The following is a 12,818-nucleotide window of genomic DNA, read 5'->3' on the forward strand; positions in this document are numbered from 1 at the left end:
TTGTGTAGGGTTTCTGATAGGAGATGGAGAGGACTAAAGTCCTCACTACCTACAAAGCCCCTCCTCGCTTGCGGTGAACCAGCGCTGTAGGCGGGTTTCCCACCGTAGGCGACTGGTGAACCCGAAGGGGGAGGGGTTGGGGTGGGGTTCTTACTTCGGTAAACCATGCACTTGCAGCAAGTCTAATTCCTGGGCAAATATTTCATCAATTGGTAACATTTGCCCGTCAGTGGTCATGAATTTATGGTCTTTTGTGGCGCGAATAGTTGAACCATCTTCTAGACTATATTCAAATACTTCTTGCTCTCCCCGATTATGCCACTGTGCAATGGGTTGAGTGTAAACATTACCATTATTATCAACGCTGTAAACACTACATTCAATGGCTTTTTCGACAATTTCCCCAATGGGAATATAGCCATATTCTACTGTTAAAATCTCTGTATCATAGCTTAAACAATATTCGGCAAACTTCAACATTTGCTCAAATAATTCATCAGCTACTTGTTTTTTTACTCCATTCTTCGCCGCACCATCTACGAATTTTTCTCGCTGCTTTTGCATCTCAGAAACTTTCTTTTTACCCATTGCGCGGCGCAGCAAGTCGGCTTGTCCTAGAGAATATCCGGCCATATCTTGAGCAATTTTCATGATTTGCTCTTGATAAACCATGATTCCATAGGTTTCATTTAATATTGGTTCTAAAATAGCACTTTGATAATCAATTGCTTCCCTTCCGTGTTTGCGGTTAATAAATTTGGGAATTAGTCCCGCGTCTAAGGGGCCTGGTCGATACAGCGCCAAAATCGAAGAAATATCTTCAATATTAGAAGGTTTCAAATCTCGGACTATTTGACGCATTCCTGAAGATTCTAATTGAAATATTCCTTCTAATTCCCCAGCTTCTAAAAGTTCATAAGATTTTTTGACATCTTTGGGTAGGTTGCTATGTTCACCTTTGGCTAAGATTTTCTGCGCTTTTCTTTCCTGACCTGTAATTTCATCTGGGTCAATGCGATAGCCTTTTGTTTCTTCAATTAAATCAATTGTCCTTTGAATTAGTGTCAGGTTACGTAACCCTAGAAAATCCATTTTTAACAAACCCATTGATTCCAAGTCTTCCATGAAATACTGGGTAATTACTGAACCGTCATTATTTCTTTGAAGCGGGACAATTTCATCTAAGGGGTCAGCAGATATAACTACGCCGGCTGCGTGGACACCAAAGTTTTTGTTAGTTCCTTCAATGCGGATGGCCATATCCAGCCAATGGCGCACATGAGCATTATTATCATATCTTTCTTTAAATTCCGGGGCTGGAGTTTTATCCGAAATCATCACTTTCAGTTTGGTGGGTTTACCCCGCACCACTGGAATTAGTTTCGCCATTTTATCTGCTTCCCCATAAGGAATATTCAATACTCTGGCGACATCTTTTAACACAGCTTTGGACGTTAAGCGGTTAAATGTGATAATTTGAGCAACTCTATCTTTACCATATTTTTCTGTGACATATTCAATGACTTTATCACGTTTCTCAATGCAGAAATCTGTATCAATATCAGGCATTGATTTACGTTCTGGGTTCAAGAATCTCTCGAATAATAAGCCATGATGCACTGGGTCAATGTTGGTAATCTTCATAGCATACGCAACCAATGAACCAGCCGCAGAACCCCGACCGGGACCGACAGGAATATTATTATCTCTGGCAAATTTGATGTAATCCCACACCACTAAAAAGTATGTAGAAAAACCCATTGTTTGCAGCATTTTTAATTCATATTCTAATCTCTCTTTATAGACTGGATCAACTTCGCTGCGGGATTTGCGATTTAATCTTTCTAATAATCCGTTCCAAGCTACTTCTTCGGCGTAGGTGTCAGGAGTATGACCAGAGGGAATTGGTGGTGTGGGAATTTGAGGATCACCCATGATATCGTAAACGCCCACTTTATCGGCGACTTCTTCGGTGGTGGCGATCGCCTCGGCAATGATATCATCTGGTAAATGGTCACGAAATAGCTGCTTCATCTCATCGGCAGATTTGAGATATTCTGTGCCGCTATAACGCATTCGTTTATCTTCACTAATTAGCTGTCCAGTTTGAATACATAGCAAAGCGTCGTGTGCTTCGACATCAAAACAAGAGATAAAATGAGAATCGTTAGTAGCAATAAATTTAATATTTAATTCCCGCGCAATTTTAACGATTTCAACGTTAACAATGCGGTCTTCTTGGGAACCGTGGTCTTGAATTTCTAAATAATAATCATCACCAAAGATTTCTTTATACCATTTGGCAATTTTCCGGGCTGCGTCTGGTCTATTACTCAGGATAGCTTGGGGAATTTCTCCACCTAAACAAGCACTGGTGACTATTAACCCTTCTCGATATTGTTTGAGTAAATCTTTGTTAATACAAGGACGCGAAAAAATTCCTTTTCCTTGCACACCGTCGAGGTGGGAAATTGTGGTAATTTTAACTAAGTTCTTATAACCTTGAGTATTTTTAGCTAAAACGACTTGATGATATTTAGGACGGCGTTCTTGTTTAGTGAAATCGCCGTTAATAATATACATTTCGTTGCCAATAATTGGCTTAATACTTTTACTACGGCAAATTTTAATTAATTCTACCGCACCATACATGACACCGTGATCGGTGAGTGCGATCGCCTTCATCCCCAAAGATATCGCATGATCTACCAATTCCGGTAGCTGACTGGCTCCATCGAGTAAACTGTAATCACTATGAATATGTAACGGCACAAAGGACATATAATACTTCTCCAAGCACAAGCTGATAGCAATTTTCTACCATAAGGTCAAAATTGACACCTGATTTTTTTAAATTACGAATTACAAATTATAGCGTTTTCTAGTTTCGTGAGGTATGAGAACCCCACCCCCAACCCCCTCCCCCTTCGGGTTCACCAGTCGCCTACGGTGGGAAACCCGCCTACAGCGCTGGTTCACCGCAAGCGAGGAGGGGGCTATGATACGGCTTATATGATTACGAATTACGTTAGCGAAGCTCATCCGAAGGAGGCATTACGAATTACGAACTACGAATTACGAATTACAAGACTGGCTACTACTGTAGCTAATTCAGCCGGCTCAATGGGTTTAGGTAAGTGTAACTGATATCCTTCTTGGATGGCTCTTGTGCGGTCTTCTGCTCTAGCATACGCTGTTAGTGCTGCTGCGGGAATTTTACCACCTTGTTCTTGTGGTTGCGATCGCACTTTCCGGATTAATGAATAACCATCTTCTTCTGGCATGGCAATATCACTGACTAAAACATCCGGTTTCCAGTCTATAATCACCTGTAATGCCTCTGAAACGGATTTTACTGCTTTAACTTCGGCTTGGCACTCTTCCAGTACGGTAGAGATAAAATCGCGAGTGTCCATTTCATCATCGACTACCAGCACCCGCACGCCTAAAAGCGAGGGAACCGGGGACGGATAAGCAAAATCTGCGTTGTTCTGATTAACTGAGTCAGGAATAACTGCCTGACTTTCTAATAACAGTGGTAACTTAACGGTGAAGGTTGCGCCTTCGTTTTCACCTTGACTATCGACAGAGATAATACCACCATGCAATTCGACTAAATGACGGACGATTGCTAAACCTAATCCTAACCCGCCATAAGACCTGGTACTAGAACTATCTGCTTGACGAAAGCGGTCAAAAACATAAGGTAGAAATTCCGGTTTGATACCAATACCTGTATCAATGACTTGGATTTGAGCATAGCTAGTGATTGTTCTGGCTAATTTTTCATCATCCTCAACGCTCTGGCAGAGTCTAATTTCTATTCTACCACCTGTAGGTGTAAATTTGATAGCATTAGACAATAAATTCCAGATGATTTGTTGTAAACGCTCAATATCACCAGAAACTAAAAATCTTGAATGATCCTGCGGCATTTCTGGGGAGGGAATCAGGGAAATTCTCAAATCAATTTCTTTGGCTTGGGCGGCTAGGTGAACTGTCTCAACGGCTGACTCAATTAAAGGAACTAAATTGCAAGTACAAACGTGGAGATGCAGCTTACCTCTAATCATCCGGGAGATATCCAGCAAATCTTCTACCAGTTGAGTTTGCATCCTCGCATTGCGTTCAATAGTTTCCATAGCCTTAGCTATTTGAATATCGCTGAGTTTGCGAGACCTCAATAATTGCGCCCAGCCGAGAATAGCATTGAGAGGCGATCGCAACTCATGAGATAATATCGCCAGAAACTCATCCTTCATGCGGTTAGCTTCTCGTAATTGCTCAGTTTGCTGCTGTAAAGAAGCAATTAAACTCGATCTTTCCATTGCGATCGCAATTTGATCAGATACCGCTTGCATCATACCTCTTTGATTTTCAGTGAAGCGAGAACAACTGCGGCTACCAAAACACAGAGTACCCAAAAGTCGTGCCGATGCTATTAACGGATAACCATAATAAGCTGTAATCCCTAAACTCCTAATTAATTCTGTTTTTGGATCAGTTGATTGCTGAACATTTTCGATATATATAGGATGGCGTTCTTGGGCTACAATCCCGCACACTGATTGACCAAACTTCAGACACTCATATTCTTTAGCAATCTCCTCAGAAACGCCTGTAAAAGATACTAAATGCATTACCTGAGAGTGGTCTTCAGCTAAATAGTTAAAGTAAACATCTAAACCAATTTGCTCCGCCAATTTTTGGTAGAAGCTGTGAATTAATGCTAATGGCTGCTGACTGGATAATAAATCGCTGGCTGTGTTAAATAGCAGCTGTAACCTTCTGTAGTTTAATGTCCTAGCTTTTTCTATTTCCTTGAGATTGGTAATGTCTTGGAAAGCTGAAACACAGGTAGCTGGATGACCGTGCATTGCTGGGAGGGTATCAGAAAATATCCTTATAGAGCGTACAGACTCTTTCGTGTGCCAGTCCATCTCTAATCCATCCAAACGTTCTCCACGGGCTATCCGCGCCCCTGGTATTTGGTCGTTAGGGATGCGATTTCCTGCCATATCTGTGCAGTAATATGCTGTGTGATATTCTTCCACTGGGATACCTTTGGGAAACTCACCTCCAGCTAAGTCATCCACCGCTCGATTAGCAAAGATTACCCGCCCCGTTCCTGGTTCAATAAACAGTAATGGCATAGGCATCATGTTTAAGACATCTTCCAGCCATTTCTGCTGATTTTGGATGGTTTCTTCTACCTGCTTACGTTCCGTAATATCCAAAAACGCGCCAACGCTACCTCTGCTGTCACCCTCTTCATCAAACAATGGGGCGACGTGTTCTAGCAACTTCACAACTTTGCCATTTTCATGAACAATATCCAGTTCACAATTGAGCATTTCCACTCCATGAGCAGCAGAGTACTGCATGGGTAGTTCTTCTGGTAATAATTCTCTACCCTCACGGTACACTTTAAAACTTGTCGGTCTTTCTGCACTAGGAGCGCTGAGGGAGACATTCTCATCTGATGATACCCCCAATTGTTGAGCAAGACAGGGGTTAGCTCTAATAGTTTTGCATTCCGCATCTTCAGCAATACCAATACCAATGGGAATAACTTGAAATAAGGTTTGTAATTCAGCGATGCGTCGCTGTAGATCTTTATTAAGTTGGACTATTTGTTGTTTCGCTTGCTTGCGTTCGCTTAAGTCGAGAATAAATACCACTGATTCTTCTCGGTTTTCGCCTACCAATACATAACCGACTAAAACCGGAATTCGCCTACCATCTTTGTGAATGTATTCTTTTTCATAAGGCGTACAAGCACCATTGGGATTTCCTTGGGCTTCGGCGATTCCTTGCTTATCTGAGTATACATGCTCTGGGGGCGTAATATTTCGCCAATTTAACTTGCCTGTTAATAAATCCTCACGGGTGTAGCCAATCATCTGTAGAAATGCGTCGTTTGCTTCGTGAATACCTCCATACACATCCCCGAATTTAATTCCAATCACGTTAGCATCTACAAAGCTTCTGAGTTTTTCTTCATAAGCCCGGAGTTTTTTTTGCGCCTCATCATGTTGACGACACAGGCGTGTAATTACGGTTGAACTTTGCCAAATAAAAATTGTAAAAATGATGATTAAAATGATGGCAAATAGCAATAAAGCAAAAGCCGAACCATATTTTCCGGCTAATTGACCTTGGAGAATTAACCAGCCTAAAACTAATGGTATCGCGATCGCGGCCAGCAATAAACGACGCGCAATTAAACCGCCGTAAGTATCACTCATCACTACTTGCATTAATCCTTTATCTGGACGCGCCCACAGAATACCTACACAAAGTACAATGAAGGTTAGTCCTGTATGTAATACCATTGATGTGGTGAATGAGGCAATACGGGAGAAAATTTGAACTTTATAAGCATAGCTGATCACTACCTGTAAAGAAATCAAAGCTGCTATCAGGGCGAGAATTTGGACATACCAACAACTACGGTTATTTTTTGGATGCGCCAAAATTTCTAGAGCTATACCCACCAATATAAAATTTAAAGCAGTATTAAACCCCATTCGCCCTGGATGGGATGTAAATATTGCATCCGGTTTATCCGTAAATAGTAACTCATCAATGCCCAAATTCCAGCCAAACAAATATTGACTGAGTGTCAGTAAACCAATTAAGGTAACGATTGCTGCACAAATCCTAGAACCGCGTAAGTAAGCAATGCTGGAATTGTCTTTTTTACCCTGTGCCATCTGCAACAGCCACAACGATAGACCAGATAGTAAAAAGCCTAAAGCTGCATTGGGCTTCATTGTGACTAAATTATTGCCAGACCTTTTGAGCAATTCCAGGTCAAAAAACCAACCCAACAGCACCAAAACACCGACTAATATCGCTATCGCACTTGCAGCTTGCACCACTCTTAATCTGTGTAAATATTCCAGTTGCAAGGGGTTAATTTTGAACATTGAAGTTTTACCACCGAACTGTCTAGCGTAGTAATGTGTAGTATTTCTTAAGAACTAAAAATTAGATAAGTAAGTAGGTAAACTACTCAGTTTTGAGAAATTTTACCTCTACCTATATGCATATTTTGTGATTCCAAAGTCTAGATTAGAGAATAATTGAGACAAAATCATCTATCTCTAAACATAATTTTAAAATTTCAGGCTCCGTCCCCGACCATCATCGGGGAAGCGCTGCTCGCCAACGCCAACCAGTTCTACAATAACTTCACGCGGTGTCGGTGTCCATTTTCCTTCTCGGTCGCCAATTTCCACAGTTATATCGAAGCAGGTAATCCGGCAGTTTTGCTTCTGCACACACACGCACATTTAAATGTAGTAATTTATACTACTACTTCTGTTTCCTTGACCTCAAAAGGTACTGTTGCCCATTCTGGATCATCTAATGCGATCGCCCAAGAAGGGCGGGGTATAAATTGTCTCGTTGCTGCTAGGCGTACACGGATTGTCAGAAGTGCATCACCACAGACAAAACTGATAGTGCGATCGTTTTTATTAACAGCTTGCACCGTCCCAATAGTTGTCCACGCTTGGTGAGTTACTGGTAATTTTCCGAAATACTGTGGCATATATATAAGTTCTCTAAATTTTGGCTTTCAGGCTGAGTAATTCAGCAGTTTAAAACTATAAAAATAAAATCACTTGAATAAAAATTCATGATTTTTGATAAATGCCATTAACTTAATTTATTATACAGCCAAATATTCACATTTACGGGGATTTTTATAACTACTATATAAATATATATCTAAAGGAATATTATTGTATGAATGTTCAAATTATTTAATGGCGAATATCTTCCCTTGGGCAGCTATTCTTGTTTATCTATATAACAAGAGACATAAAATAAAGGATAGATATTCACTGCTGTATTAGACCTAAAATAGGAATTACATATAATTTAATCTTGAAAATTTATTCCCCAAAATAGTAGATTAGCAAAGTCTATCATTCAGCAGATATATCACTAGTAAATTAGATTTAGAATCGTACAGAATTTATAATTTCAATAATCTGCTATCAGCAGATGATTTAGACTTGAAAAACTACAAAAATATGCAAAACGATTCTGGGAAAACAACTTCTATTTGGATGACAACGGCAGAAGTGCCAGATCAATCTGTACTGGCAGAAAACACTCATGCTGATGTGTGCGTTGTCGGTGCAGGGATGGCGGGGATGTCCACTGCTTATATGCTCAGTCGTGAAGGTAAATCAGTAGTGGTGCTAGATGACGGACCGATTGGTGGGGGTCAAACTTGCCGGACAACGGCACACCTTTCCAATGTTTTGTATCATCGCTACTTTGAACTTGAGGATATTCACGGACAAGAGCGAACAAAGCAGATTGCCGAAAGTCATACCAAAGCAATTGATACTATACAAGCGATCGCATCTCGTGAACAAATAGACTGTGACTTAGAGCGACTCAACGGTTATCTCTTTCCCCCTGACCTGCAATCACTGGATGAGATGGAACGAGAATTAGCCGCAGCACATCGCGCCGGACTCACGGGTGTGGAACTTGTCAAACAAGCCCCAGTAGATGGCTTTGATACAGGAATGTGTCTGCGCTTTCCCCACCAAGGGCAATTTGACCCCCTGAAATACCTCGCCGGATTAGCTGAAGCAATTCAACGCCGTGGCGGGAGAATTTATACAGGAACCCACGTACAAAAAATTACAGGTGGTGTAACTGCCCGTGTAGAAACCAGCAATGGTCAAGTTGTGACAGCTGATGCTGTAGTTGTAGCCACCAATTCCCCAATTAGTAATTTGGCTACCATGCACTTTAAGCAAGCGGCTTACATGACATTTGTGATTGGTATAAAAGTTCCTCGCGGTTCTGTTACCAAAGCCCTTTACTGGGATACTCTCGACCCCTATCACTACATTCGCCTGCAAAATCTCGATGAACAATATGATGTCCTCATTGTGGGTGGCGAAGACCATAAAACCGGGCAAGCTCATGATGCTGATGCCCGATATGCCAGACTAGAAGTGTGGACAAGAGAACGTTTCCCAATGGCGACAGAGAGGTTATTTCGCTGGTCGGGTCAGGTAATGAATGCTGATGATGGCATTGCTTACATTGGCAAAAACCCCTTAGATGAGGATAATATTTACATCGCCACCGGTGACACAGGTTTAGGCATGACCCACGGAACCATCGCCGGAATGCTGCTCAATGATATGATTTTGGGGCGAAAAAATACCTGGGCTGAAGTCTACGACCCATTAAGAACCAGAATTGGTGCAACAGGTGATTTTGTCTCTGAAAATATTAACATTGCTACTCAATATTTAGACTGGATTACACCAGGGGAAGTTGATTCTGTCGAAAAGATTCCCGCCGGTACAGGTGCAGTAGTGCGTCAAGGCTTAACTAAAATCGCCGCTTATCGAGACGAAAACGGCACTTTGCATGAGAATTCCGCAGTCTGTCCCCACTTGAAATGTATCGTTGCTTGGAATTCTTCAGAAGAAACTTGGGATTGTCCTTGTCATGGTTCGCGGTTTGATGCTAAGGGTAAGGTAATTAATGGCCCGGCGATTAATGGGCTTGCACCTGTATATCAGAAGCAAACCTGAAGATTTGATTTTCAGAGGATGTTTTAAAATTCACCTGGCGACTAGAAGTCGCGGCTACACAGACAAAACCCACCTACGTGGGTTATTTTTTTACCGAGAAACTGGGTTTAAAGCCTCTCCCTTCCAGGGGGACTTTTTTATCAAAAATATTTTATGTCTCCGTTTAACTTATACCAAGTATGATAGTATAAGGCAGGAGGTAAAAAGATGCTTGTTTTTGAGTTCAAAGCCTACGGAAAGTCAGTCCAATTAACCGCAGTAGATGATGCCATTCGGACTGCCAAATTCATCCGCAATAGCTGTATTCGGCTATGGATGGATGTTAAGGGTACAGGTAAAAACGATTTACAGAAATATTGTGCTGTACTTGCGGCTAACTTTCCTTTTGCGAATGAACTGAATTCAATGGCTAGACAAGCCAGTGCCGAACGAGCATGGTCTTCTATCACTCGGTTTTATGAAAATTGCAAACAGGGTATCCCTGGTAAAAAGGGATTTCCACAGTTTCGCAAACAATGCCACTCTGTTGAATATAAAACTTCAGGTTGGAAACTTGCCGAAGACCGTAAATCAATCACTTTCACTGACAAAAAAGGGATTGGACGACTAAAGCTCAAAGGTACTCGTAACCTGCATTTCTACCAAATTAACCAAATAAAACGGATCAGATTGGTCAAACGTGCCGACGGGGTATATGTCCAATTCGGCATTGATGTCAACCGTAGTGAAAACATAAAACCAACTGGTAACACAATTGGATTAGATGTCGGGTTGAAAGAATTTTATACTGATTCTGAAGGTAAAACTGCCCCCAACCCTAGATTTCTCCGCCAAGGCGAAAAAGTTCTCAAACGTTCACAAAGACGTGTTTCTCAAAAAGTCAAAGGTTCAAAGAATAGAGGCAAAGCTAGGCAACTTTTAGGTAAACGCCACCTCAAAATAAGTAGGCAACGTAAAGACCATGCTGTGAAATTAGCACGGTGCGTAGTCCAGTCCAACGACTTGGTAGCTTATGAAGATTTGAGGATTAAAAATCTGGTGAAAAATCATGGTTTGGCTAAGTCGATAAATGACGCATCTTGGTATCAGTTTCGTGTCTGGATTGAATACTTTGCTAAAGTGTTCAAAAGAGTAACGGTAGCGGTGAATCCGCAATACACAAGCCAAGAATGCTCTAGCTGCGGTGCAGTTGTGAAGAAATCCCTCTCCACTAGGACACATATTTGTCAGTGTGGTTGTGTCATGGATAGAGATGAAAATGCGGCTAGAAACATCCTGAGTCGAGGATTGGGTACGGTAGGGCATACCGGAACCTTCATGCTGGACATGAGCAACGCTTCTGGAGAGATGACCTCTACTTTGGCTGGAGCAATCCTGTTAGAGCAAGTCGCCTCATAGAGAGAAGAATCCCCGTGCGTTCACGCCGGGGAGTGTCAAATGGGTGGGCATTTTCCTAACCCTTGTTATTTAGATGTCTTATCGAGAATTACAGGTCATGCGGAAGTTGTGCAGGTAGAGTATGACCCAGAATCTGTCAGTTATGATGATTTGTTGGCGATATTTTGGGATATTCATGACCCGACAACTCTTAACCGCCAAGGCGCAGATAAAGGAGAACAGTACAGGTCTGTGATATTTTGCCACAACGCGCAGCAGTTAGAAAGAGCGCAGCAGTCAAAAGCAAAACTTCAAATGTCGGGCAAATTTGAGCAAAATATTGTCACACAAATTAAACCTGCTAGTGAATACTATTTAGCCACAGCAGAACATCAGCAGTATTTTGAGAAGAAGGGGCGGCGTTAATTACTTTTGAGGTTGGAGAAGAATTAATTAACCACAGATGGACACAGATGAACACAGATTAATATAGATAATTTTGTGCATTCGCAGGTTAGAATGAGCTATATTTCATGAATTTGGGTGTTTTTACTACTTATCTAACAAATATATGGCTTACGTTCACGAAATCAAATTCTTCATGAAAAACGGAAACCTTCACGCAGCTTTGTTTGACAATCCACCTTTTTTCTCTGATGAATTTTGGATTAAAAATGTCACAGCACAAGAGTTACAAATTGACTCTTTACCCCCAAATGTCATGCTTGAGAAAAAGTATAAAGTTGAAGATTTAGGAATCAAACCTTTTTATGCTTCTAAACCTTTGTTTGATTTCATTGATAAGTTAGCAGAAACAGCTTGGAAGACTGGAACTAAACTGCTATAATTTATCGTTTAGAAACTTCCAAATAAAAAATATCAAATTTGTAGGGTGGGTTAGGAAGCTAGTCCGTAACCCACCATTATCCTTAAGTTTATGGTGGGTTACGCTGCGCTAACCCACCCATTGGTTACTGTCGAGTTTCTAGCCATGACCAAAAAGAAGACCTAGAAAGACAAAAGCAAGTTGTTGAATTATTTTGCGCTCAAAATGGTTGGCAATTTGAAATTATAGAAGACTTAGGTTCAGGCTTAAACTACAGCAAAAAAGGATTAAAGAGATTAATCCGATTAATTGTTGATAGTAAACTTGAACGTCTTGTTTTAACCCATAAAGATAGACTATTGAGATTTGGTAGTGAATTAATTTTTAGTTTGTGTGAACATTTTGGAACAGAAATAGTAATTATCAATAGAACTGAAGACTCAACTTTTGAAGAAGACTTAGCTCAAGATGTTTTAGAAATAATTACAGTTTTTAGTGCCAGACTGTATGGATCTAGAAGTCACAAAAACAAGAAAATTATAGAGGAGTTGAAAGAAGTTGCTGTTCGGCTTTAAAACTGAGTTAAAAATCAATAACCATCAGCGTACCCAACTACTTCAACATTGTGGTGTTGCTCGTCATGCTTGGAATTGGGGATTAGCTCTTACCAAACAGATATTAGAGCACAATAAGTTAAATCCTAATTCCAAAATAAAATTTCCTACTGCTATTGATTTACATAAATGGTTAGTAGCATTAGTAAAAAGTGAAAATCCCTGGTATTACGAATGTTCAAAATCAGCACCACAAGAAGCTCTACGAGCTTTAAAAACAGCATGGGATAGGTGCTTTAAAAAAATATCAGGAGTGCCTAAATTTAAGAGAAAGGGTAAACATGATAGCTTTACCTTAGAGGGTAGTGTCAAAAATTTAGAGTCAAATAAAATACAAGTACCGAAGATAGGAGTTCTCCAAACTTATGAAAGACTACCTCAAAAAGAAATTAAATCAGTAACCATTAGTCGTAAGGCTAA

The 12,818-nt window shown here is 40.7% G+C and carries 9 protein-coding genes and 1 pseudogene; 6 read left to right on the forward strand and 4 right to left on the reverse strand.

Features of this window, described 5'->3' with window-relative positions; translation table 11 throughout:
- Window positions 1-150: 150 nt before the first annotated feature.
- The 4 genes from NSP_RS19945 to NSP_RS19955 all read right to left on the reverse strand — a co-directional run bounded on the left by NSP_RS19945 (window position 151) and on the right by NSP_RS19955 (window position 7,558).
- A complete protein-coding gene (locus NSP_RS19945; RefSeq protein ID WP_006198240.1) occupies window positions 151-2,781 on the reverse strand; it encodes a trans-splicing intein-formed DNA polymerase III subunit alpha N-terminal partner DnaE-N in 2,631 nt (876 codons plus the stop codon).
- 287 nt (window positions 2,782-3,068) lie between these two features.
- Window positions 3,069-6,932, reverse strand: coding sequence for a hybrid sensor histidine kinase/response regulator (locus NSP_RS19950; RefSeq protein WP_006198239.1), 3,864 nt, complete (start codon window positions 6,930-6,932; stop codon window positions 3,069-3,071).
- A gap of 189 nt (window positions 6,933-7,121) precedes the next feature.
- Window positions 7,122-7,298 carry a hypothetical protein gene (locus tag NSP_RS26085; protein ID WP_198138104.1) on the reverse strand — a complete coding sequence of 59 codons (177 nt, stop codon included), beginning with the start codon at window positions 7,296-7,298 and terminating at the stop codon, window positions 7,122-7,124.
- 14 nt (window positions 7,299-7,312) lie between these two features.
- Window positions 7,313-7,558 carry a hypothetical protein gene (locus tag NSP_RS19955; RefSeq protein ID WP_006198237.1) on the reverse strand — a complete coding sequence of 82 codons (246 nt, stop codon included), beginning with the start codon at window positions 7,556-7,558 and terminating at the stop codon, window positions 7,313-7,315.
- 487 nt (window positions 7,559-8,045) lie between these two features.
- Here NSP_RS19955 and NSP_RS19960 point away from each other — a divergent pair, with 487 nt between their 5' ends.
- From NSP_RS19960 to NSP_RS19985, 6 genes and pseudogenes are all read left to right on the forward strand, one after another.
- Window positions 8,046-9,581 (forward strand): FAD-dependent oxidoreductase, encoded by a 1,536-nt coding sequence (locus NSP_RS19960; protein WP_006198236.1) that lies wholly within the window; start codon window positions 8,046-8,048, stop codon window positions 9,579-9,581.
- Between the two features lie 207 nt (window positions 9,582-9,788).
- A complete protein-coding gene (locus tag NSP_RS19965) occupies window positions 9,789-10,979 on the forward strand; it encodes an RNA-guided endonuclease InsQ/TnpB family protein (RefSeq protein WP_006198235.1) in 1,191 nt (396 codons plus the stop codon).
- 39 nt (window positions 10,980-11,018) lie between these two features.
- Entirely contained in the window at window positions 11,019-11,384 is a 366-nt protein-coding gene (gene msrA / locus NSP_RS19970) for a peptide-methionine (S)-S-oxide reductase MsrA (protein WP_006198234.1), read from the forward strand.
- Window positions 11,385-11,529: 145 nt separating this feature from the next.
- Window positions 11,530-11,805 (forward strand): hypothetical protein, encoded by a 276-nt coding sequence (locus tag NSP_RS19975; protein ID WP_006198233.1) that lies wholly within the window; start codon window positions 11,530-11,532, stop codon window positions 11,803-11,805.
- Window positions 11,806-11,924: 119 nt separating this feature from the next.
- Window positions 11,925-12,359, forward strand: a pseudogene (locus tag NSP_RS19980) (IS607 family transposase); the annotation flags it as partial.
- A partial coding sequence (locus NSP_RS19985; protein ID WP_017804370.1) for an RNA-guided endonuclease InsQ/TnpB family protein occupies window positions 12,343-12,818 on the forward strand: 476 nt, incomplete at its 3' end. The pseudogene NSP_RS19980 and the gene NSP_RS19985, both read left to right, overlap by 17 nt.

This window comes from Nodularia spumigena CCY9414 (genome assembly GCF_000340565.2).
Classification (GTDB): domain Bacteria; phylum Cyanobacteriota; class Cyanobacteriia; order Cyanobacteriales; family Nostocaceae; genus Nodularia; species Nodularia spumigena.